This is a genomic window from Streptomyces venezuelae (assembly GCF_008642375.1).
Classification (GTDB): Bacteria; Actinomycetota; Actinomycetes; order Streptomycetales; family Streptomycetaceae; genus Streptomyces; species Streptomyces venezuelae_G.
In genome coordinates this window covers 6,213,586-6,235,702 of sequence record NZ_CP029194.1, presented here as the reverse complement: position 1 = coordinate 6,235,702, position 22,117 = coordinate 6,213,586, and the positions used below count along the sequence as shown (strand labels likewise).

Annotated in this window: 20 protein-coding genes; 12 read left to right on the top strand and 8 right to left on the bottom strand. The window is 74.1% G+C overall.

Features of this window, described 5'->3' with window-relative positions; genetic code table 11:
- Positions 1–22 precede the first annotated feature (22 nt).
- Positions 23–3,388: a BTAD domain-containing putative transcriptional regulator gene (locus DEJ46_RS28550; RefSeq protein WP_150270898.1), complete on the bottom strand. Its 3,366-nt coding sequence runs from the start codon at positions 3,386–3,388 to the stop codon at positions 23–25.
- A 147-nt stretch (positions 3,389–3,535) separates the two neighbouring features.
- On the opposite strand from DEJ46_RS28550, the gene DEJ46_RS28545 reads away from it, so the two are divergent.
- On the top strand, positions 3,536–4,330 hold the full coding sequence (locus tag DEJ46_RS28545) for a site-2 protease family protein (protein ID WP_150270896.1): 795 nt from the start codon (positions 3,536–3,538) through the stop codon (positions 4,328–4,330).
- 19 nt (positions 4,331–4,349) lie between these two features.
- Here DEJ46_RS28545 and DEJ46_RS28540 read toward each other — a convergent pair whose 3' ends face one another.
- The gene (locus DEJ46_RS28540; protein ID WP_190622943.1) at positions 4,350–4,589 is read right to left on the bottom strand and encodes a hypothetical protein; all 240 of its coding nucleotides are present in this window, start codon (positions 4,587–4,589) and stop codon (positions 4,350–4,352) included.
- Between the two features lie 61 nt (positions 4,590–4,650).
- A complete protein-coding gene (gene npdG, locus DEJ46_RS28535; protein ID WP_150270892.1) occupies positions 4,651–5,382 on the bottom strand; it encodes an NADPH-dependent F420 reductase in 732 nt (243 codons plus the stop codon).
- Positions 5,383–5,488: 106 nt separating this feature from the next.
- Between npdG and DEJ46_RS28530 the strand changes: the two genes are divergently transcribed.
- Positions 5,489–6,091 (top strand): hypothetical protein, encoded by a 603-nt coding sequence (locus DEJ46_RS28530; protein ID WP_150270890.1) that lies wholly within the window; start codon positions 5,489–5,491, stop codon positions 6,089–6,091.
- Between the two features lie 92 nt (positions 6,092–6,183).
- Positions 6,184–7,506: an MFS transporter gene (locus tag DEJ46_RS28520; protein ID WP_150270888.1), complete on the top strand. Its 1,323-nt coding sequence runs from the start codon at positions 6,184–6,186 to the stop codon at positions 7,504–7,506.
- A 106-nt stretch (positions 7,507–7,612) separates the two neighbouring features.
- On the opposite strand, the gene DEJ46_RS28515 is transcribed toward DEJ46_RS28520, so the two are convergent.
- A complete protein-coding gene (locus DEJ46_RS28515; RefSeq protein ID WP_150270886.1) occupies positions 7,613–7,846 on the bottom strand; it encodes a hypothetical protein in 234 nt (77 codons plus the stop codon).
- 61 nt (positions 7,847–7,907) lie between these two features.
- Between DEJ46_RS28515 and map the strand changes: the two genes are divergently transcribed.
- The gene (gene map, locus DEJ46_RS28510; RefSeq protein ID WP_055643907.1) at positions 7,908–8,765 is read left to right on the top strand and encodes a type I methionyl aminopeptidase; all 858 of its coding nucleotides are present in this window, start codon (positions 7,908–7,910) and stop codon (positions 8,763–8,765) included.
- A 114-nt stretch (positions 8,766–8,879) separates the two neighbouring features.
- The gene (locus tag DEJ46_RS28505; RefSeq protein ID WP_150270884.1) at positions 8,880–9,530 is read left to right on the top strand and encodes a heme oxygenase (biliverdin-producing); all 651 of its coding nucleotides are present in this window, start codon (positions 8,880–8,882) and stop codon (positions 9,528–9,530) included.
- A 45-nt stretch (positions 9,531–9,575) separates the two neighbouring features.
- On the opposite strand, the gene DEJ46_RS28500 is transcribed toward DEJ46_RS28505, so the two are convergent.
- The 3 genes from DEJ46_RS28500 to DEJ46_RS28490 form a co-directional block, all read right to left on the bottom strand.
- On the bottom strand, positions 9,576–10,244 hold the full coding sequence (locus DEJ46_RS28500) for a PhzF family phenazine biosynthesis protein (RefSeq protein WP_150270882.1): 669 nt from the start codon (positions 10,242–10,244) through the stop codon (positions 9,576–9,578).
- Between the two features lie 96 nt (positions 10,245–10,340).
- Entirely contained in the window at positions 10,341–11,996 is a 1,656-nt protein-coding gene (locus DEJ46_RS28495; RefSeq protein ID WP_150270881.1) for an HtaA domain-containing protein, read from the bottom strand.
- 139 nt (positions 11,997–12,135) lie between these two features.
- Positions 12,136–13,575: an HtaA domain-containing protein gene (locus tag DEJ46_RS28490; RefSeq protein ID WP_150270879.1), complete on the bottom strand. Its 1,440-nt coding sequence runs from the start codon at positions 13,573–13,575 to the stop codon at positions 12,136–12,138.
- A gap of 127 nt (positions 13,576–13,702) precedes the next feature.
- On the opposite strand from DEJ46_RS28490, the gene DEJ46_RS28485 reads away from it, so the two are divergent.
- The 7 genes from DEJ46_RS28485 (at position 13,703) to DEJ46_RS28455 (ending at position 21,171) form a co-directional block, all read left to right on the top strand.
- On the top strand, positions 13,703–14,728 hold the full coding sequence (locus DEJ46_RS28485; protein WP_223835167.1) for a hemin ABC transporter substrate-binding protein: 1,026 nt from the start codon (positions 13,703–13,705) through the stop codon (positions 14,726–14,728).
- Positions 14,725–15,816: a FecCD family ABC transporter permease gene (locus DEJ46_RS28480; protein WP_150270875.1), complete on the top strand. Its 1,092-nt coding sequence runs from the start codon at positions 14,725–14,727 to the stop codon at positions 15,814–15,816. Before DEJ46_RS28485 ends, DEJ46_RS28480 begins: the two co-directional genes overlap by 4 nt.
- On the top strand, positions 15,813–16,688 hold the full coding sequence (locus DEJ46_RS28475) for a heme ABC transporter ATP-binding protein (protein ID WP_223835165.1): 876 nt from the start codon (positions 15,813–15,815) through the stop codon (positions 16,686–16,688). Before DEJ46_RS28480 ends, DEJ46_RS28475 begins: the two co-directional genes overlap by 4 nt.
- A gap of 115 nt (positions 16,689–16,803) precedes the next feature.
- The gene (efeO, locus tag DEJ46_RS28470) at positions 16,804–17,961 is read left to right on the top strand and encodes an iron uptake system protein EfeO (protein ID WP_150270873.1); all 1,158 of its coding nucleotides are present in this window, start codon (positions 16,804–16,806) and stop codon (positions 17,959–17,961) included.
- 19 nt (positions 17,962–17,980) lie between these two features.
- Entirely contained in the window at positions 17,981–19,246 is a 1,266-nt protein-coding gene (gene efeB / locus DEJ46_RS28465) for an iron uptake transporter deferrochelatase/peroxidase subunit (RefSeq protein WP_150270871.1), read from the top strand.
- 37 nt (positions 19,247–19,283) lie between these two features.
- The gene (gene efeU / locus DEJ46_RS28460; RefSeq protein WP_150270869.1) at positions 19,284–20,177 is read left to right on the top strand and encodes an iron uptake transporter permease EfeU; all 894 of its coding nucleotides are present in this window, start codon (positions 19,284–19,286) and stop codon (positions 20,175–20,177) included.
- Positions 20,134–21,171 carry a hypothetical protein gene (locus DEJ46_RS28455; RefSeq protein ID WP_150270867.1) on the top strand — a complete coding sequence of 346 codons (1,038 nt, stop codon included), beginning with the start codon at positions 20,134–20,136 and terminating at the stop codon, positions 21,169–21,171. The genes efeU and DEJ46_RS28455 overlap by 44 nt, the downstream gene beginning before the upstream one ends.
- Before the next feature lie 30 nt (positions 21,172–21,201).
- Here DEJ46_RS28455 and DEJ46_RS28450 read toward each other — a convergent pair whose 3' ends face one another.
- The gene (locus DEJ46_RS28450) at positions 21,202–21,981 is read right to left on the bottom strand and encodes a bifunctional DNA primase/polymerase (protein WP_150270865.1); all 780 of its coding nucleotides are present in this window, start codon (positions 21,979–21,981) and stop codon (positions 21,202–21,204) included.
- Between the last annotated feature and the right edge of the window lie 136 nt (positions 21,982–22,117).

The window sequence follows — 22,117 nt, the reverse complement described above, 5'->3', positions numbered from 1 at the left end:
CCGACACGGGGGCACACGGGGGTCAGGACTCGGCGCGCTCACTGATCGCGTCGGCGGCGCTGCCGAGCAGGGCGGCGGTCTCTTCCAGGGAGAGGCCGTCGCCTTCGGCGTACGCCGCGGCGAACGCGGCCTCGCCGAGGACGGACCGGGTCAGTTCCGTGGCCGCGGCCAGGTTCTCCCGCTCCAGCGGCGGCGGCAGGTGGCCGGGCGGGAGGAGGCTCTCCCTGGCCCCGAGGAGCGTCGCCGCGAGCCGTGCCGAGGGGCCGCCGAGACCGGCGAGCGCCCAGGCCGCGACGACCACGTGGACCGCCGGCATCTGCGGCGCGACCATCATCGACAGCGCGCCCAGGGAGCGCTCGTACGCCTCCGCGGCGAAGGCGAACGCGGAGCCGTACCGTCCGTCGAGGGCGTCCAGCCAGCCCAGACTGCCGAGCGTGAAGCCCTCGAAGATGGAAAGGGTCTCGGAGCCGAACTCCCCCCGCAGCGCGTGCAGATGCTCGCGGGCCTCGGCGGTGCGACCGCTCCGGCCGAGCACCAGCGCGAGGAAGATGCGTCCGCCGAGCAGGGACTCGTGGCCCCAGCCGTGGCCGCCGCCGCCCACGATCTCGCGCAGGATCGCCTCGCCCTCGTCGAGCCGCCCGGTCTCGACGAGCGTCCCGGCGTACCGGGCCCGCAGCAGCGCCATCTGCGACTGGGCGCCGATCCGTTCCGCGTAGCCGATGGCGGCGGCGAAGTCATCGGCCGCGCCCTCGAACTCGAGCTGCCGCTCGCGGGCCTCGGCCCGCGCGGAGAGCGCCTCCGCCGCGCCCCAGGCGTCGCCGAGGCGGGCGAAGATCCCCAGGCTCTCGTCGGCGTTGCCGATCGCCTCGTCGGCCCGGTCGGCCCGGTTGGCGAACATGTTGGCGCGCATCTGGAGCGCGTTGGCGAGCTCCCAGTCGTAACCGTGGCGGCGACAGGACGCCACGGTCGTGTCGAGGAGTTCGCGGAGCCGGCCCGCCTCTCCCATGATGAGGACCGCGAAGACGGCGAAGGAGCCGGGCAGCCGGCAGGTCTGCGGCAGACCGGGCTCGTAGACGGCGGTCATCTCGCGGAGCCTGTGCACACCCTCGTGGCTGGTCCAGCGCCCGGTCTCGTGGTCCATGTTGAGCAGCTCGACCAGCCGCACCCCGCGCCGGGCCTCCCAGCGCTGCTCCTCGGAGAGCGGCGGCGGCGCGGCCGTGCACGGCTCGTGCAGGGGGACGACGGGGGCGGCGGGCGGTGTGAACGGGTCGGGCCCGAGCTCGGCGGCCGCCCGGGCCCAGTGCAGGGCGTCGGTGCGCAGGTCGCGCATCTGCCAGTACCAGAGCAGGGAGTGGACGAGGACGAGCGCCTCGTCCTCGTCGCGGGCGGCGACGGCCCGGCGCAGGGCGGTGCGGAGATTGCCGTACTCGGTCCCGAACCGGGTGATGGCGGCGACCTGTCCGGCGCCGCGGAGCTCGGGGTCGGTACGGCGGGCGAGCTCGCGGTAGTACGTGAGGTGGCGCCGCTCGGTCGCGGCCCGCTCGCCGGCCTCGTCGAGCCGCTCCCCCGCGTACTCGGCCACCGTCTCCAGGAGGCGGTAGCGCATGCCGGCGTCGCCGGGGGCGGAGACGACGAGCGACTTGTCGACGAGGGAGCCGAGCACGTCGAGGACGGCGGGCGTCCCGGCCCCGGGGCCCGCACCGGGTCCGGTAGCGGCTCGGGCTCCGGCAGCGGCCCCGGCCCCGGCTGCGGGGCCGGGGTCCGCGCACACCGCCTCCGCCGCTTCCAGGTCGCTGCCGCCGGTGAACACCGACAGGCGGCGCAGGACGGCCCGTTCGGCGGCGTCGAGGAGGTCCCAGGACCAGTCGACGACCGCACGCAGGGTCTGCTGGCGGGGCAGTACGGTCCGGGCTCCCGAGGTCAGCAGCCGGAAGCGGTCGTCGAGGCGGTCGGCGATCTGGCCCGGGGTCAGCATCCGCAGCCGGGCCGCGGCCAGCTCGATCGCCAGCGGCAGCCCGTCCAGGCGGCGGACGATCTCGGCCGCGGCCTCCGGGTCCTCTGCCGTCCGGAACCCGGGGCGGGCCGCCGCGCCCCGCTCGTCGAGCAGCCGCAGCGCCGTCCCCTCCGGCAGCGGCCCCAGCGGACGCAGCACCTCCCCCGGCACGCCCAGGGGCTCCCGGCTCGTCGCCAGGACCCGCAGTCCGGGGCAGCGGGCGAGGAGGGTCTCGGCCAGCTCGGCGGCGGCCGCGACGAGGTGCTCGCAGTTGTCGAGGAGGAGCAGCATCCGCCGCCCGGCGCAGTGCTCGACGAGCCGGGCGAGCGGGTCGTTCCCGCCGCGCAGCTCCTCGGCGCCGGCGCCGCGCAGCACGGTCTCCCGGGCGCCGACGGCCGCGAGCACGGCCTCGGGGACGGCCTCCGGGTCGGTGACGGCGGCGAGCTCGGCCACCCACACGCCGTCGGGCCAGGCTCCGGCCCCGCGCTCGGCGGCCTCCTGCGAGAGCCGGGTCTTCCCGGCGCCGCCTGGCCCGAGCAGGGTGACGAGCCGGGCCGTCCGCAGGGACTCCTGGAGCGCGGCGATGTCCTCGTCCCGCCCGACGAAGCTGGTGAGCCGGGCCCGGAGGTTCCCGCGCACCGGCGGCCCGGGCTCCGGCTTCCGCTCGGGCGGAGCCGGGGCGAGCAGCTCGGCGTGGAGGGCGCGCAGGGCCGGGGAGGGGTCCGTGCCGAGGCGGTTGGCGAGGACGCGGCGGACCGACTCGTACGCGGCGAGCGCCTCGGCCGCGCGGCCGGTGTCCCGCAGGGCCCGGATGCGGAGGGCCTGGAGGGGTTCGTCCAGCGGGTGGGCGGCGCTGAGGGCGGTCAGTTCGGGGAGGGCCGCGGCGGCCTCGCCCAGGGCCAGGGCGGCGCCGAGCCGGGCCCGGCGGGCGTCGAGGCGGCGGGCCTCCCAGCGGGCGGCCTCCGCGTCCCGGTCCGGCAGGTCGGCGAGGGCGGGCCCGCGCCAGAGGCCGAGGGCCTCGTCGAGGAACGCGGCGGCCCGTACGGCGTCCCCGTCGGACAGGGCGGCCACTCCCCGGGCGGCGAGCCGTTCGAAGCGGTGGGTGTCGACGTCCTCGGGCCGGGCGTCGAGCCGGTAGCCGCCGTCGGCCGAGATCACGGCGGTACGGCCGAGGGCCCGGCGCAGCCGCCCGACGAGGGCCTGGAGCGCGGCGACGGCGTCGGCGGGCGGCTCGTCGCCGTGCCAGACCTCGTCGACGAGGTCCGCCACGGGCACGGTCCGCCCGGCCCGCAGGGCGAGGACGGTCAGCAGTGCGCGCACCCGCGGACCGCCGACGGTCACGTCGGTGCCGTCGGAGGTACGGGCGAGGGTCGGGCCGAGCAGGGAGTAACGCACCCGCCCATTCTCCGTGAGGAGCCGCCCGTCCCCGGTACCAGGGCGCGCGGGGCGGGAGCGGGGCACCCCGGCCTCCCGGCCCGGAACCCGGCGGTCACCCGGTACGTTTCCCGCACAGCAGCCCTCCGGCACTCGGGAGTCCCCTCGATGAGCACGGCCACCACCCGGCGTCACGAACGGCGGATCAGTCCCGTCTTCCTGGCGATCCTCGCCGTCATGGCCGTCACCGGCTGGGCGGTGTGGACGGACTTCGCCGCCTCGCCCGGTCTGGCGGTGTTCCTCTTCGTGACCTCGGCGTGGGTCGTGTCGCTCTGTCTCCACGAGTACGCGCACGCCCGCACCGCCCTGCACGGCGGGGACATCACGGTCGGGGCCAAGGGCTATCTGACCCTGAACCCGCTCGCGTACACGCACGCCTGGCTGAGCATCATCCTGCCGGTGCTGTTCGTGATCATGGGCGGGATCGGTCTGCCGGGCGGGGCGGTCTTCATCGAGCAGGGCCGGATCAAGGGGCGCTGGAAGCACAGTCTGATCTCGGCGGCGGGCCCCCTGGCGAACGTCCTGTTCGCGCTGGTCTGCACGGCGCCGTTCTGGCTGGACGCGCTGGACGGCGTGCCGGTGCCCTTCCGGTACGCGCTGGCGTTCCTGGCGTTCCTCCAGGTCACGGCCGCGCTCCTGAACCTCCTGCCGGTCCCGGGCCTCGACGGCTACGGGATCGTGGAGCCCTGGCTCTCGTACAAGCTGAAGCGGCAGATCGAGCCGTACGCGCCGTACGGCTTCTTCATCGTGATCGCGCTGCTGTTCGTGCCGGCGGTCAACGGCGCCTTCTTCGACGCGGTCGACGCGCTGATGCGGGCCCTCGGTGTGGCGGAGGAGAGCCGGTACTGCGGTTCGCAGCTCTACCGGTTCTGGCAGGAGACGCCGGAGTTCTGCCAGGTCTGATGCCGGGCACGGGCCGGGGTCAGACCTGGGCCGCGGCCTGCTTCTCCGCCTTCGCCCGGCGGAGGTAGTACCAGGCCATGTTGGAGGAGAGGCCCGCCAGGAGGACCCAGATCACGCCCAGGAAGCTGCCCTGGACGAAGGAGACGACGGCCGCGGCGACGGCCAGGGCGCAGACCACGAGGGCGTAGAGGGCGAGGCGGGGCATGGGGGACGGCTCCTGTCCGGGTACGGCTGCTGGTGCCCGTCCAGTGTCCCCCATGCCCGACGCCTCTCCCCCTAGGGCCTGTCCGACGGATCAGGGCCGGGGCCACGGCCCGGGCTCAGACGTCGGTGACCCGGAGTCCGGCGTGGGCCTTGTAGCGGCGGTTGACCGAGATCAGGTTCGCGACGAGCGCCTCGACCTGGTGGGCGTTGCGCAGGCGGCCCGCGAAGACCCCGCGCATCCCGGGGATGCGGCCCGCGAGGGCCTGGACGAGCTCGACGTCGGCGCGCTCCTCGCCGAGGACCATGACGTCCGTGTCGATCTCCTCGATGGACGCGTCCTGGAGGAGCACGGCCGAGAGGTGGTGGAAGGCGGCGGCCACCCGGGAGTCCGGGAGGAGCGCGGCGGCCTGCTCGGCGGCGGAGCCCTCCTCGGGCTTCAGGGCGTAGGCGCCCTTCTTGTCGAAGCCGAGCGGGTTGACGCAGTCCACGACGAGCTTGCCCGTGAGCTCCTCGCGCAGGGACTCCAGGGTCTTGGCGTGCCCGTCCCACGGCACGGCGACGATCACGATGTCGCTGCGGCGGGCGCACTCGGCGTTGTCGGCGCCCTCGACGCCGTGGCCGAGCTCCTCGGCGACGGCCTGGGCGCGGTCGGCGGCCCGGGAGCCGAGGATCACCTTCTGTCCGGCCTTGGCGAGCCGGTAGGCGAGGCCGCGGCCCTGCTCTCCGGTGCCGCCGAGGACGCCGACGACGAGCCCGGAGACGTCGGGGAGGTCCCACGGGTCCTTGGGGGCCGCCTTGGGCGTGGCGGTGGAGCCGGTGGAGTCGGGGGAGGCAGTCGAGGAAGTCATGGCCCCGACATTACCGACCGGTCGGGCCGCCGGGGCCCGTCCCGTACGGGTGGAACCGACCACAACCGGCCACGCGCGTCGCGGCGCTGGGGCAGGATGCCACCCCATGGATGCCGTACGGGTCGCGTTACTGCGGGAAGTGCTCGCCGGGACGGAGTGGCCGGGGGCGGCCCGCCGTTTCGCGGGGGCGCTCCGGTCCTCGGTCGTGCCGCACCGGGGCGGGCTGCTGCTCGTCGGCACGGAGGAGTACGAGCCCTGGCACCTGGCCGCGCACCTCGTCGACGAGGCGGCCTGGTCGGGGCTGCCCGAGCTGGCGCCCACGCTCGTGCGGCACCGGGTGCGGCCGGGCGATCCGGCGCACCTCGCGGTCGGGCTCGGCCGTCTCGAGGCGGCGGGGCGCGGGGCGACGCTGCTGATGGTGGCGCCGGAGCGGCCGGACGCGGGGCTGCTCCAGCGGGTCCACGACGCACGGCGGGCCGGGGTGACGGTGCTCTCGCTCGACTGCGGCGACACGGAGCTGCGGGGGCTCGCCCACGAGACACTGACGGTCGCGGAGGAGGCGGGGGTCGATCTGGACACGGTGCAGCACCTGGTGAGCGCGGCGGCCGGGGAGAACAGTCTGCCGTCACCGCGCGGGAGCCGCCGCTTCCGGGACCGGCTCTCGCACCTCGCCGACCGCCTGACGGCGCCGCCGCCGGCCCGCTGGTAGGAGCAGCGGGGGCCGTGCGGCCGGCTTGCACGGCCCGCCGGCCCGGGATATTCGGTTGCCCCAGGCGCCCGCCGGCCGGAACATGGCCCCTCGTGTCCTCCGCATCCCCCTCCTCCCCCTCCTCCAGGTTGTCGGCCCTCCTGCCCGATCTGGCGCCCTGGCGTACGTCCCGTGACTTCCGGCTCCTGTGGACCCAGGGGCTCGTGACCTACTTCGCCAGTGCGATGGCGATGATCGCCCTGCCGCTCCAGATCAAGGAGCTCACGAACTCGCCGCTCGCGGTCGGTGCGATGGGCGCGGTCGAGCTGGTGCCGCTGGTCGTCTTCGGGCTGTACGGCGGCGCGCTCGCCGACGCCGTGGACCGGCGGAAGGTGATCGTGGGGACGGAGGCGGGGCTCGGCGTGCTCGCCGTGCTCCTGCTGCTCAACGCGCTGCTGCCGGAGCCGATGCTGTGGCCGCTGTACGTGGTCGCGGCCGGTGTGTCCGCCCTCGCGGGGCTCCAGCGTCCCGCGCTCGACTCGCTGCTCGCCCGGATCGTGCCGCACGAGCAGCAGACCGCCGCCGCGGCCCTCAACTCGCTGCGCTGGCAGATCGGCTCGATCGCGGGCCCGTCGGTCGCGGGGCTCGTCGTCGCGTTCGCCGGTCACGCTCCGGCGTACGCGGTGACGATCGCCGGTTTCGCCGCCTCGGTGCTGATGTGCCGCCGCCTCTCCCCCGCGCCGCCCGCGCACGACGCGGAGAAGCCCTCGCTGCGGGGCATCGCGGAGGGCGCGCGGTACGCCTGGTCGCGGCCGGTGCTGCTCGGCACGTACGCGATCGACCTCGCGGCGATGTTCTTCGCCTTCCCGAACACGATCTTCCCGTTCCTCGCGGACGAGCTGGACGCCGACTGGTCGCTCGGCCTGATGTACGCGGCGGGCTCGGTCGGCTCGCTCGTGCTCGGGCTGACCAGCGGCTGGACGTCGAAGGTGCGGCGGCACGGGCTGCTCGTGGTCGGGGGCGCGGCCGGCTGGGGTCTCGCGATCGCGGCGGCCGGCTGGTTCGGGAACATCTGGCTGGTCCTGCTCTGCCTGGCCTTCGCGGGCGCCGGCGACATGCTGAGCGGCCTCGGCCGGTCCACGATCTGGAACCAGACGATCCCGGAGGAGCTGCGCGGGCGGCTCGCCGGCATCGAGGTGCTGTCCTACAGCGTCGGCCCCCAGCTGGGTCAGGTCCGGGCCGGCGTGATGGCCGGGTGGACCGGCACCAGGGCGGCCGTCTGGTCCGGCGGTGTGGCCTGTGTCGCCTCGGTGGGGCTGCTCTGCCTGGCTCTGCCGAAGCTGCTCACGTACGACTCAGAGACGGACGAGGACTCGCTGCGGCGCAAGGCCCAGCAGGAGGCCGTCGGCCGGGAGGAGACCGCCGGCCGGCGGTGAGGCCGCGCCGCCCCGGCGGCAAGGCCTTCCGCCGGGACGGGAGGCTCCGGGCAGGGCCCCAGGGGTCGGCCGGTACCGTCCGATACGGTCCCGGCCACCCCCGGGGTCACGCCTCGGGGTTCTCCTCCGGGCGCTTGCCCTCGTGCCAGCGCGGGTCCGTCTCCCACTCCAGGTTCCGCTCGCGGGCGGTCTCCATGGCGTGGGAGGCCTCCTCACGGCTGGCGTACGGGCCGAATCGGTTCTTCGCCGGACACTCCGGCCCCTCCTCGACCTTCTTGTGCTCCAGGCAGTAGTACCACTCGCCCGGTTTGCCCGCGGTGCGCTTCTTGAACAGGGCCATCGTCGTCGGCTCCTTCCTCCGAGACCATGCTGCCCCAGACGCGGTCGTTAGACTCGCTGACATGTCTGGCCAGTCGCTTCTCGTTCCGGGGGAGCTCTCCCCCCACCGCTCCGTCCCGGGCTCCATCCGCCGCCCCGAGTACGTCGGGAAGCCCGCCCCGGCCCCGTACAGCGGGCCCGAGGTGCAGGATTCCGACACCATCGAACGGATGCGGATCGCCGGCCGCATCGCCGCGCAGGCGATGGAGGAGGCCGCCAAGCACATCGCTCCGGGTGTCACCACCGACGAGCTCGACCGGGTCGCCCACGAGTACATGTGCGACCACGGCGCCTACCCCTCGACCCTCGGCTACCGCGGCTTCCCGAAGTCGCTGTGCGCCTCGATCAACGAGGTCATCTGCCACGGCATCCCGGACTCCACGGTGCTGCGGGACGGCGACATCGTGAACCTGGACGTCACGGCGTACATCAACGGCGTCCACGGCGACAACAACGCCACCTACCTCTGCGGCGACGTCGACGAGGAGTCGAGGCTGCTCGTCGAGCGGACCCGGGAGTCCCTGAACAGGGCCATCAAGGCCGTCCGGCCGGGCCGTCAGATCAACATCATCGGGCGGGTCATCGAGTCGTACGCCAAGCGCTTCGGCTACGGGGTCGTGCGCGACTTCACCGGGCACGGCATCAACTCGTCGTTCCACTCCGGCCTGATCGTCCCGCACTACGACTCCCCCCACCACACCACCGAGATCAAGACCGGCATGACCTTCACGATCGAGCCGATGCTGACGCTGGGCACCCACGACTACGACATGTGGGACGACGGCTGGACCGTGGTGACCAAGGACCGGAAGCGGACCGCGCAGTTCGAGCACACGCTCGTCGTGACCGAGAATGGGGCCGAAATCCTGACGTTGCCCTGACCCCTCGAACGGGTAGGTTTTTACCGACAGGACGTCGGGAACCAGTTGACTTAGGCAAGCCTAACTTGGCAGGATCGTCACTGGTTCCCGTCCCATCGGTCTCGGAGGCACGCCTTGGACACGCCCTTCTCCACGCTCATCCGTACCGCCTCGCACGAGCAGCACACGGAGGCGGAGACCTCGTCCTTCATGGGTGACCTCCTGGGCGGACGCCTGGGCGTCGACGCCTACGCCCGCTACACGGAGCAGCTGTGGTTCGTGTACCGCGCCCTGGAGGAGGGTGCGGAGGCGCTGCGCGAGGACCCGGTCGCCGGGCCGTTCATACAGGCCGAGCTGTTCCGCACGACCGCCCTCGAGCAGGACCTCGCCCACCTGCGGGGCGCCGACTGGCGCGCCGGGGTCTCCCCGCTGCCCGCCACCGTCGCGTACGCGGAGCGGGTCGCCGAGTGCGCCCGCGACTGGCCCGCCGGCTATGTGGCCCACCACTACACGCGCTACCTGGGCGACCTGTCGGGCGGCCAGATCATCCGCGACAAGGCGGAGCGGACCTGGGGCTTCGCACGCAAGGGCGACGGCGTCCGCTTCTACGTCTTCGACGAGATCGGCAACCCGGCCGCGTTCAAGCGGGCCTACCGGGAGCTGCTCGACAGCGTGAACGCCGACGACCTGGAGAAGCAGCGGATCGTCGACGAGTGCAAGCGCGCCTTCGCCTTCAACAGCGCGGTCTTCCACCAGCTGGGAGTCGAGTTCCCGCTGAGCGCGTGAGCGTGCGGGCCCCGCACCAGGGGCCCGTGCGTGCGGATCCCGCACTCAGAGCGTGAAGGTCCTCTCCAGGCGGACGCGTCCGCCCAACTCCACGATGCCGTCGGGGCCGGGGGCGGTGAGCAGCTGCGACCCCCGGCCCTGCGTGATGTTCAGGGCCCGGCCCAGCTCGGCCGTCAGGAGCAGCGCCGCCGCGCCCGTCGCCTCGTCCTCGTCGATGCCGTCGCCGCGCCCCGGGAAGCCCCGCGCCCTGACCCGGCCCGCGGCCTCCTCCTGCCAGGCCCAGGCGTAGATCCACTCACCGGGCTCGGGCACCTCCAGGGCGTCCACCTCGGCGGCGGAGCCGTACTGACGGAGGGTCCGCGGCGGCGCCCACTCGGCGCGCGCCTCGATCCAGGTGAACTCCCCGTCCCCGCGCACCCACACCTCGCCCGCAGGCGGGCAGATGACCTCCAGGTCGAGCAGCCAGGCGGCGCCGACGAGGGGGTATCCGGCGAACGGCAGCCGCGTGCCGGGGGTGTAGATGTCGACGATCCCGCGCTCCGGGTCGTCCACGAACACCGTCTCGCTGAAGCCGAGCTCCTTGGCGAGCGCCTGCCGGGAGGCCTCGTCGGGGTGGTGCCGGGGGTCCCGTACGACTCCGAGGGCGTTGCCCTGGCGGCCGTCGCCCGCACAGAAGACCCGGAGGACGTCGATGTCAGTGGCGGTCGTGTTCATGGCGGAATTCAACCACTCACGTACGGACGGTCAGGGCCGCACCCGGGAATCGGGTGCGGCCCTGCCTGTCGGGGGTGGTGGTAGAGGGGGTGCCGGTCAGGACTCCGTGGCGCGGCGGCGGACGGCGATGACCGCGACTGCGCCCGCGCCCGCGAGCAGACCGGAGGCGGCGAGGAGGAGGCCGGTCGGGGTGCCCGAGCCGGTGGCGGCGAGGGCGCCGGAGCCGCCGACGGAACCGGAGCCGCCGACGGTGCCCGCGACTCCGACGGTGCCCGCGCCTCCGACGGTTCCTGCTCCGCCCGTGGTGGAAGAGCCGCCGGCCGTGCCCGAGCCGCCGGTGCCGGCAGAGCCGCCGGAGGCCGAGGGCAGCGAGGCGCCCTCGTCGGCCGCGAGGGTCACGGTCACCGGGTCCATCTCGGTGCCCGCGGGGTAGCCGCCCTGGCCGCCCGGGGCGCTGAACGTGGCGGAGCCGGCCGCCGTCAGCTTCGCCGGCAGGCCGGCGAGGGTGACGAGCCCCTTGTTCACGGTCCAGTCGGCCTTGGACAGGTCCAGGTCGGCCAGGGCCACGTCGTTCCGCTCGCCCGCGGCGCTGGTGACGTCGGCGGTCAGGGTGCCGGTGGTGCCGGTCGCCCTGACCTTCAGGTCGGTGACGGTCCAGTCGATGCCGTGCGCGGCGCAGACGAAGGCGACCTTGCCGGAGAAGGCGGCCTCGGCCTTGCGGGCGTCGGCGTCCAGGTCGGCCTTGACGAAGCCGAAGTCGTAGGCGGAGCCCCGCTTCACGGCGCCGCCGGAGGCGGTGACGGAGCCGCCGCACATCTCGCCGACGTACCGCTGCCAGCTCTGCTTGACGCCCCAGGTGAGCCGGCCGTCGACGACGCCGGCGGCGGGGTCGGTCGGCGGCCGCGTCGTGGGGGTGGCGGTGGTGGTGGGGGCCGTCGCGGTCGGGGCCGGCGACGTCGGGGCCGTGGTGGTGGGTGCGGGAGACGTCGGCGCCGTCGTGGTCGGAGCGGTCGTCGGGGCCGTGGTCGTCGGCGTGACGGGCGGGGTGGTCGGCGTGGTGGGGGTCCCGGTGGTCGGCGTCGTCGGCGGCGGCGGGGTCGTGGGCCGGGCGCCCGCCTTCACGGTGAGCGTGGCCGCGTCGAGTGCGTCGCCCTCCTTGTAGAAGCCGGCGAACGCCGCGGCGCCGTCCTTCGTCAGCTTCGCCGGTATGTCCTTGAACACCATGGCGCCGCCCGCGCCCTGGGCCGGCCGGACGTTGCTCATGTCGAGCGCCGCGAAGGCGATGTCGTCGCGGGTGCTGACGGAGCCGTCCTTCTCCTTGGTGACGACGTCCGCGAGGATCTCGCCGGTCGGCGCGGCCGAGCCCTTCGTCGTGAGACGGACGTCCGAGATCCGGATGTCGAGGGCGCCCGAGTGGGCCTCGAAGCGGACGCCGCCCTTGAAGGAGTTGGCGGTGGCGTGCGTGCCCGTGTCGTACGTGCCGGTTCCGTCGACGAACGTGAACACGCCGTTGCCGGAGGCCTGCTTCGCACCGCCTTCGAGCGTGGTCTTGCCGTGCGCGAAGGGCTGCGCCAGGTACGTACGGAAGGACTGCTTGATGCCCCAGTCCAGGGTGCCGTCGCTCAGCGCCATCGGGGGCGCGGCGTCGGCCGCCGAGGCGGGCAGGGCCAGGGCGACGGCGCCCGTGCCGAGGGCGGCTGCCGTGGCGACGGCGGCGGCCAGGGTGACGGATCGGCGCAAGGGGGTGGCCATGTCGGGGGTTCTCCTAGGTGGTGCGCGGGGGCGGCGCAAGGGGGTGCGCGCGGGAGGGGCGTGGGGGCGGGGGCCATGCGTGAGAGGGGGCGGTACGTGAGAGGGGGCGGTACGCGGCGGGGTAAGCCCATGGGAGGGGTCAGTCCGTGGGGGTGCCGGTACGGCGACGGCGTACGGCGACGAAGACCGCGAGCGCGGCGGCGAGGAACACGCCCGCGCCGATCGCGACGTACGTGCCGGTGGAGGCCGTGGAGGCCGCGGCCGGCGAGGACGCGGACGAGGCGGACGGGGACGGGGCGGGCACCTTCGTCGGGGCGGAGGAGGACGTGACCCCGCTGCCGAGGTCCGGGAGCGCGGGCAGTTTCGCCGCGGCGTCGACGGTGACGGCGAGCGACACGGGGTCCATCGCGGTCCCCGCCCTGTACATCCCGCCGAAGACCTTGGCGCCGCCCTCGGTGAGGGTGGCGGCGGCCTCGGTGACGGCGGCGAGGCCGTCCTTCGGGGCGAAGTCCCGGGCGGTGAAGGTGACGAGGGGCACGGCCTTCGTGGTCGTCCCGGCGCTGGTGACGTCGGCGCTGAGCGTGCCCTTGCCGCCGGTCACCGTCGCGGTGACCCCGCTGAGGGTGAGGTCGAGGTGGGCGCCGGTGAAGCGGACGCTGCCCGCGAAGGCCGCGTCCAGGGTCTGCTTCCCCGCGTCGTACGTGCCCTTGCCGTCCGGGAAGCGGAAGAGCGCGCCGCCGTCCTGGGCACCGCCCGCGAGGGTCCACTTCCCCTGGGCGATGGCCCCGGTGACGTACTCGCGGAAGGTCCGGCGGACGCCCCAGTCGACCGCGGCGGTCCTGAGGGCGTTGGCGCTCGCAGGTTCGCTGGGGGAACTCGCCGTGGGCGACTGACTCGTGGGGGTTCCTGTCGTCGGCACAACCGTCGGCGCGGTGCTCGGCGCGGCCTGCTTCGGGGCCTGGACGTCGACCGTGAGGCTGACGGGGTCGAGCTGCGTACCGGCCGGGTAGTAGCCGGCGAAGGCCGCGGCGCCCTGCGCGGTGAGCGTGGCGGGCACCCCGCTGAGGGCGACGGGGCTGCCGCCGCCGCGCATGTCGATGCCGCCGAGGTTCAGGGTGGCCAGCGGCACCTGGGCCGTGACGCTCATGCGTCCGCTGCCCTTGGCCTTGCTCGCCATGTCGGCGTAGAGGGTGCCGCGGCCGCCCTGGACGACGATACGGGGGCGGCTGACGGTGAGGTCGAGTTCGTTCGTGCCGTCCGCCTTGCGGTGGCCCGTGAAGCGGACGCCGCCGGTGAAGACGGCTTCGAAGGCGCCGGTCCCGGGGTCGTACGAGCCCTGCGCGGAGTGGAAGCGGAACTGGCCGGTGCCGACCGTGGCGGCGCCGCCGGTGAGGCCCCAACTCCCCTGGGCGATGGGCCCGGTGACATACCTCTGGAAGGAGGACCTGATGCCCCAGTCGAGCCGGCCGCCCTGCACCGTGCGGCTCTCCGCGTGGGCGGGCGAGGCCGGGACGAGCGCGGCGAGCAGGGCCGCGAAGAGGCCCACGGCGAGCACGCGGGCGGGTCTGGACAGCAGCATGGGACCCCTTCCAGGGGGCGTCGCGGGCTAGCAAGTGAGGTAAGGCTAACCTAAGCTGAACCCCGCTTCGGCCGGAACCCCTCCGGCCCGTACGCGACAGACGGAACGAACGACAGGACGGTGTCCGGTGCGCAGAACTCGCCTCGCGGGAGCGCTGACAGCAGTGCTCGCCCTCGCCCTCGCGGCGACCGGCTGCGGTGACGGAGGCGGAAGCGGAACCGGCGGTGGCGCCGCCCCCGGCGGGTCTCCCGCCACCAAGGCCGCCACCGCCACCGACCGGGTCGAGCCGCTCGCCGCCCCGGCCGCGCCCCGACTGCCCGTCACCGTCCCCTCGGCGGACGGGCGCACGGTCACCGTCGCCTCGACCGAGCGGGTCGTCCCGCTCAGCGGCTCCCTCAGCGAGATCGTCTTCACCCTCGGCCTCGGCGGGAAGGTCGTCGCCCGCGACATCACCGCGACCTTCGAACAGGCCGCGGACCTCCCGGTGGTGACCCGCGCCCATGACGTCTCCGCCGAGAGCGTGCTCTCGCTGCGGCCCACCGTCGTCCTCGCCGAGTCCACCACCGGACCGGCCGAGGCCGTCGCCCAGATCCGGGACGCGGGCATCCCCCTCGTCGTCGTGAAGCCCGCCAAGGAGCTCGCGGACGTCGGCACCCGCATCGACGCGGTCGCCGCCGCCCTCGGCGTACGCGAGGCCGGGACCGCGCTCCAGGAGCGCACCCGGGAGCGGATCGACGCCGTACGGAAGGACCTCCCGGACCACGCGGAGAAGCCCCGGGTCGCCTTCCTCTACGTCCGCGGGTCCGCCGCCGTCTATCTGCTCGGCGGCGCCGAGTCCGGCGCGAGCTCCCTGCTCGAAGCGGCCGGAGCGGTCGACGCGGGCAAGGAGTCCGGCCTGACGAAGGACTTCACCCCGCTCACCAGCGAGGCCCTCGCGCAGGCCGCGCCCGACGCGATCCTCGTCATGCGCAAGGGACTCGACTCGGTCGGCGGGGTCGACGGCCTGATGGAGCTCCCGGGCGTCGCCCAGACCCCGGCGGGCGCGGCCAAGCGGGTCGTCAGCGTCGACGACGGCGTCCTCCTCAACTACGGCCCGCGCACCGACCAGGTCCTGAAGTCCCTGGTCCGCCAGTTGTACGGGGAGCCGAGGTGACGGCGCTCCCGGAGGCCCCCGCCACGCCGGAACCCCCGGCGACGCGGCCGCCCGGCCGACGGCGCGGCCGGTCCACCGTCCTCACCCTCTCGCTCCTCGCCGCCCTGCTCCTCCTCTCCCTCCTCTCCGCCGGGACCGGCGCGTACGAGATCCCGCTCGGTGACGTCCTCGCCTCCGGCCGGCACCGGATCGGGCTCGGCGGGCACGCACTCGACCGCACGGCCGAGAGCGTCCTGTGGAACATCCGGCTCCCCCGGGTCGTCCTCGCCGTCCTCGTCGGTGCCTCGCTCGGCTGCGCGGGCGCCCTCATGCAGGGCGTGTTCGGCAACCCCCTCGCGGAGCCGGGCGTCATCGGCATCTCGGCGGGCGCGGCCGTCGGCGCGGTCGGCGCCATCGCCCTCGGACTCACCTTCCTCGGGAACTGGACGGTGACCGTCTGCGCCTTCGTCGCCGGCCTGGCGACGGTGCTGCTCGTGTACGCGATGTCCCGCTCGGGCGGACGCACGGAGGTCGTGACCCTGATCCTCACCGGGATCGCGGTGAACGCCTTCGCGGGCGCGCTGATCGGCCTCTTCCTCTTCTTCGCCGACAACGCGCAGATCACCCAGATCACCTTCTGGCAGCTCGGGTCGCTCGCCCAGGCGACCTGGCCCAGGGTCCTCGCCGTGCTGCCCTGCGCGCTCCTCGGTCTGGCCGTCGCCCCCTTCCACTCCCGCAGGCTCGACCTGCTCGCGCTCGGCGAGCGGCCCGCCCGGCACCTGGGCGTGGACGTGGAGCGGCTGCGGGTCGCGCTGATCCTGGTGGTGGCGCTGCTCACCGCGGCGGCGGCGGCGGTCGCCGGGATCATCACCTTCGTCGGTCTGCTCGTCCCGCATCTGCTGCGGATGGCGAACGGCCCCGGGCACCGCTTCCTGGTGCCGGGCAGCGCGCTGGGCGGCGCGGTCGTCCTCGCGGCCGGCGATCTGGCGGCCCGCACGGTCGCGGTCCCGGCCGAACTCCCCCTGGGCGTCCTCACCGCCCTCCTCGGCAGCCCGTTCTTCTTCTGGCTGCTGCGCAGGACCCGTCGCAGGCAAGGTGGTTGGGCATGACATCCGTGGCATCCATGGCGGCCGTACGGCTCCGGGGGCTGCTTCCGCACCGGCGCGCCCGGTCGCTCCCCTCCCCCGCCGCGCGCGGCGAGCTCGTCGCCGAGGCGGTCGGGGTGCGGGTCGCGCTCGGCGGCCGGGTGGTGCTCGACGGCGTCGGGATCGGGGTGCGGGCCGGGGAGGTCCTGGCCCTGGTGGGGCCCAACGGCGCCGGGAAGTCGACGCTGCTGGCCGCCCTCGCCGCCGATCTCGCCCCGATCGCCGGAGAGGTACGGATCGGAGGTCGGGCCGCCCGCGGCTGGTCGGCCGCCGAACTCGCCCTGCGCCGGGCGGTGCTGCCGCAGGCCGCCGCGCTCACCTTCCCCTTTCCCGTCGCCGAGGTCGTCCGGATGGGCCGGGCTCCCTGGGCCGGTACCGAGCGGGAGGACGAGGACGAGACGGCCGTCGCGCTCGCGATGGCCGCGACCGAGGTCGAGGCCTTCGCCGGGCGGCCGTTCTCCGCGCTCTCGGGCGGCGAGCGGGCCCGGGTCGCGCTGGCCCGGGTCCTGGCCCAGCGGACCGGGCTCCTGCTGCTCGACGAGCCGACCGCCGCGCTCGACCTGCGCCACCAGGAACTGGTGCTCCGGGTCTGCCGGGAGCGCGCGGCGGCCGGGGACGCGGTGGTGGTCGTCCTGCACGACCTGGGGCTCGCCGCCGCCCACGCGGACCGGGTCGCGGTCCTGCACGGCGGCCGGATCGAGGCGGCCGGTCCGCCCTCCGAGGTGCTGGACGCGGAGGTCCTGAGCCGGGTCTACCGGCAGCCGGTGGAGGTCTTCCCGCACCCGCGGACCGGGGCCCCCCTCGTCGTACCGATCCGCGCCGACGCACAGCCCTGAACCCGACAAGTACCTCTCCTTGACCGGCTCTTGACCACGTCTTCAAGTAAGCCTCGACTAAGTTAGGTCCGCCTCACCCCCGGTCTCCCCCGTCCCCGCTTTCCTGGAGTTCCCCATGCGAGCCGTCCGCCTCTCCGTCGTCACCGCCGCCGCGACCGCGGCCGCCCTGACCGCCGTCACGGGCTGCGCCGAGAAGAGCGACGGCAAGGGAGCGGACGGCGCGGTCACCGTGATCGCCAAGGACGACTCCTGCGAGGTGTCGCAGAAGGAGTTCCCGGCCGGCCATGTGACGCTCGCCGTCGAGAACCGCGGCTCCAAGGTCACCGAGGTCTACGTCCTCCACCCCGACGACCGGATCGTCACCGAGCGCGAGAACATCGGCCCCGGCACCAAGGCCACCATCACCGCCGAGATCAAGGCCGGCGACTACACGATCGCCTGCAAGCCCGGCATGGTCGGCGACGGCATCCGTCAGCAGGTCAAGCTCATCGGCACCGGCGCCACGAGCACCGGGCGGTCCCCGGAGAGGGACGCCGCCGTCGCCGCGTACCGCCAGTACGTCCAGGCGCAGGCCGACGCGACCCTCCCCAAGGCGAAGGTCTTCACCGACGCCGTCCGCGCCGGGGACATCGAGGCCGCGAAGAAGGCCTACGCCGAGTCCCGCATCGGCTGGGAGCGCACCGAGCCCGTCGCCGAGTCCTTCGGTGACATCGACCCCAAGGTCGACGTCCGCGAGGACGGCCTGGAGGAGGGCCAGGACCCGGCGAAGGACTGGACCGGCTGGCACCGCCTGGAGAAGGCGCTCTGGAAGGACAAGAAGCTCGGCGCCGCGGAGAAGCAGCTCGCGGACACCCTGGACAAGGACCTCGCGGACTGGGTGAAGCGGGTCGGCAAGGCCGAGATCACCCCGACCTCGATGGCCAACGGCGCCAAGGAGCTCCTGGACGAGGTCGCCACCGGCAAGGTCACCGGCGAGGAGGAGCGGTACTCCCACACCGACCTCGTCGACTTCAAGGCGAACGTCGAGGGCGCGCAGAAGTCCTTCGACCTGCTCAGGCCGGTCGCCACGAAGAACGACCCGAAGCTGGTCGCCGAGCTGGACAGGCAGTTCGCCGCGCTGAACGCGCTGCTCGACAAGTACCGCACGGACAAGACGAGTTACGTCTTCACCTCGTACGAGAAGGTCGGCAAGGCCGAGCGCAAGGAGCTCTTGGACGGCGTCAACGCGCTGGCCGAGCCGCTCTCGAAGCTCGCCGCCGCCGTCGTCAAGTAGCGGGACGGAGGCAGAGGGCATGTCCGAGGAGACCCGGGAGCAGACGGCGGGGGCCCCGCCCTCCCGCCGTACGGTCATCGGCTGGGGCGGGGCCGGGCTCGCGCTCGGTGCCGCCGCGGCGGGCGGCGCCGTGGCGCTGGCCCGCCACGACGACGGCACCTCGCCCGTCGCCGGCACCGGCGGGGCCGTGCCCTTCCACGGCCCGCACCAGGCCGGCATCGCCACCGCCGTGCAGGACCGGCTGCACTTCGCCGCCTTCGACGTACGGACCGAGGACCGCGCTGAGCTGGTCCAGCTCCTCAAGGACTGGACGCGGGCCGCCGAGCGGATGACGGCCGGCGCCGAGGTCGGCGAGGGCGCGTACGGCGGGCTGCCGGAGGCGCCGCCGGACGACACCGGCGAGGCCCTCGGCCTCAGGCCCTCCCGGCTCACCCTCACGGTCGGCTTCGGCCCCTCGCTCTTCGACGGGCGTTTCGGACTGAAGGGCAAGCGGCCCGGTGCCTTGGTGGAGCTCCCCAGGTTCCCCGGCGACAACCTGGATCCGGCGCGCAGTGGCGGCGACCTGTGCGTGCAGGCCTGCGCGGACGACCCGCAGGTCGCCGTGCACGCCGTCCGGAACCTCGCGCGGATCGGCTTCGGCAAGGTCGCGGTGCGCTGGTCGCAGCTGGGCTTCGGCAAGACGTCCTCGACGACGCCGGACGCGCAGACTCCCCGCAACCTCTTCGGTTTCAAGGACGGCACCCGCAACATCGCGGGCACCGAGACCGAGCGGCTCGCGCAGCACGTGTGGGTCTCCGGCAGGGACGCCGAGGGCTCCGCGGCCTGGATGGACGGCGGTTCGTATCTCGTCGCCCGCCGCATCCGCATGAACGTCGAGACCTGGGACCGCACCCCGCTCGGCGAGCAGGAGGACATCTTCGGCCGCGACAAGCGTGAGGGCGCCCCGGTCGGCAAGGCCAAGGAGCACGACGAGCCCTTTCTGAAGGCGATGAAGCCGGACTCGCACGTCCGGCTCGCGCACCCGGACACCAACGGCGGGGCGACGATCCTGCGGCGCGGCTACTCCTTCACGGACGGCACGGACGGCCTCGGCCGGCTGGACGCGGGCCTGTTCTTCCTGGCGTACCAGAAGGACGTCCGGACCGGCTTCATCCCGGTGCAGACCTCGCTCGGCCGCGCCGACGCCCTCAACGAGTACATCCAGCACGTGGGTTCGGCGCTGTTCGCGATCCCGCCGGGCGTCCGGGACAAGGACGACTGGTGGGGCCGGGCGCTGTTCTCGTGACCTGCGTCATCGAGGATCATCGAGAAGGAGAACCGACGTGTTCGGCAACTATCTGATCGGCCTGCGCGAGGGCCTGGAGGCGAGCCTCGTCGTCTGCATCCTCGTCGCGTACCTGGTGAAGACCGGGCGCAGGGACGCGCTGAAGCCGGTCTGGATCGGCATCGGCGTGGCCGTGGCCGTGTCGCTCGCCTTCGGCGCGGGCCTGGAGTTCGGCTCGCAGGAGCTGACCTTCGAGGCGCAGGAGCTGCTCGGCGGCTCGCTGTCGATCGTCGCGGTGGTCCTGGTGACCTGGATGGTCTTCTGGATGCGGCGCACGGCCCGGCACCTCAGGGCCGGGCTGCACGGCAAGCTCGACGCCGCCCTGCAGATGGGCACGGGCGCACTCGTCGCGACCGCCTTCCTCGCGGTCGGCCGCGAGGGCCTGGAGACGGCGCTCTTCGTATGGGCGTCGGTACGGGCCGCCTCGGAGAGCGGCTCGGGCGGTTCGTACGAGCCGTTGACCGGGGTCGTCCTCGGCCTGCTCACGGCCGTCCTCCTCGGCCGGCTGTTCTACCGGGGCGCGCTGCGGATCAACCTGGCGAAGTTCTTCACCTGGACCGGCGGGATGCTGGTCGTCGTGGCGGCGGGCGTCCTCGCGTACGGCGTGCACGACCTCCAGGAGGCGCGCTTCCTCGACGGCCTCGCGGACAAGGCCTTCGACGTCTCGGCGACGATCCCGCCGGACAGCTGGTACGGCACCCTCCTCAAGGGCGTCTTCAACTTCCAGCCGGACCCGACGGTCCTTCAGGTCACGGTGTGGGCGCTGTATCTGGTCCCGGCGCTCGCGCTGTTCCTGGCCCCGATAGGGTCGGGTCCGTCCGTGCGGGTGGAGAAGCAGAAGGCGACCGATGAGCAGGCTGAGGCTGAGGCGAGCGCCGAGACGACCGGCTGAGCGTCTCGCGGCACGACCGGTGAGGGCGCTGGCGGCCACCGCGGCGGCGACCGTGCTGGCGCTGACCGCGAGCGGCTGCGTGACGGTCCACGGCGAGACCGCGCTGCTTCCGGCGGTGACGAAGGACGAGGCCGCGCAGGCCCTCGCCGACTTCACCGCCGCCTACAACCGGGCCGACAAGGCCCATGACCCCGCCCTGGACGCGACCCGGGTGACCGGTCCGCTCGGGGCCATCAACCAGGCGGGGCTGCGCTCGCGGGCGGTCACGAGCCCCGGCGGCAACCCGAACCACCAGCCCCTCGAACTGACCGACGCGCGGTTCGTCGTGCCCCGCAAGGCGGGCTGGCCGCGCTGGTTCGTCGCGGACACCGACTCGAACCGCGACGTCGACCAGGGCCGCACCGACCAGCGCTGGCTCCTCGCCTTCGTGCGCAACGGGCCCGACCAGCTGTGGGAGGTCGCCCACCTGGTGGTCCTCAGCCCGCAGGCGGTGCCCGAGTTCGCCGAGGAGGAGGGGTACGCGGTGCCGGTCGCCGCGGACAGCGACGCCCTCGCCGTCGCGCCCGAGGACCTCGGGGCGGAGTACGTGGCGTTTCTGCAGGACGGGAAGCCGGGGCCGTACGCGGCGGGGCCGCACACCTCGCTGTGGCGCGAGGAGCGGCAGAAGGGCGCGAAGCGGCCGGGGCTCGCCACGCAGTACATCGACCGCGTCGCGGACCAGGGGGACTTCGCCCCGCTGGGGCTGCGGACCAAGGACGGCGGCGGGTTCGTCTTCTTCGCGACCCGGTACTTCGAGCGGCAGACGGCGGCGAAGGGCTACCGGCCGAAAGTCGGCCCGGACGTCAAGGCGCTGCTGACCGGCACGGTGAAGAACACCGTCACCAAGGAGTGGGTGTCGGACCAGGTCGTCCTGGTGAAGCCGGCGGGTGCGGACCGGGACGGGGTCACGATCGCGGGCCGGCTCCAGGGCGTGGTCGGCGCGGTGGGCTCGTAACAGCTCGCGAGGCCTGGTCCCCCGCCCGCCTCAGCGGGTCAGCGGCCAGGCGATCTCGTGGGCCGTGTGCTCCCCGTCGCCCTCGGCCTCCCGCTCGGCCGCGTGCCGCGCGCAGGCGTCGGTGAGGGTCTCCAGGAGGTTCAGCGGGTCCGGCAGCGGGTGCTCGGGGCCGCGGACCCAGGCGACGACCGGGTGGGCGTCCTCGTCCCCGGGCAGCCGGGCCGGCGGTACGAGGACGTAGCTGCCGCGGCAGTGCCAGCGCAGCCCCGGATGCTCGTCCATGGTCTCCGGGTGGCAGTCGAGCTCACAGGGCCACCACTCGTCCTCGTCCTCGGGGGTGCCGCGGGTGGCGGTGAAGAAGAGCATGCGCCCGCCGACCGGGTCGACGTCGGCGGACTCGGCGACCGGTCCGACCTCGACGCCCTCGGCGAGCAGGCGCTCCAGTGCCGCGCGGCCGGCGGCCAGCGGGACGTCGAGGACGTCGTGGACCATTCCGGTGGCGGTGACGAAGTTGGCCTCGGGCTCGTTCCTCGCCCAGCGCTCGATCTGGGCGCGGTCGGTGGTCGACTGGGTCTGCCACGCGAAGGAGACGGGGTGCCGGGCGGGGGTGGGACAGCCGATCCGCTCACAGGAGCAGCTGTAGCCGACGGGATACGCGGCGGGGGCCAGGGGCAGCCCGGCGGCGGCGGTGGCCAGGAGCAGCTTCTCGCGGTCGTTCTCTTCGTCGGCCGCGGTGCGTTTCGGGCGCCTGCGCAGCCACTGTGCGAGTTTGCTCTCCGTGCCGCGGTAGCGGCCGATACCGTCGCCCATCTATCCCCTCACAGCTCATGCTCGCCCGTTCGGCTCTGCCCATGGTCCCACCATCCTGCGCCCCGGGTGACCGGAGTGTGAAAGCGGGGTGCGGAAACGGGGTGCGCGGCGCGCCGGAGGGGGCGGGGCGCGGGAA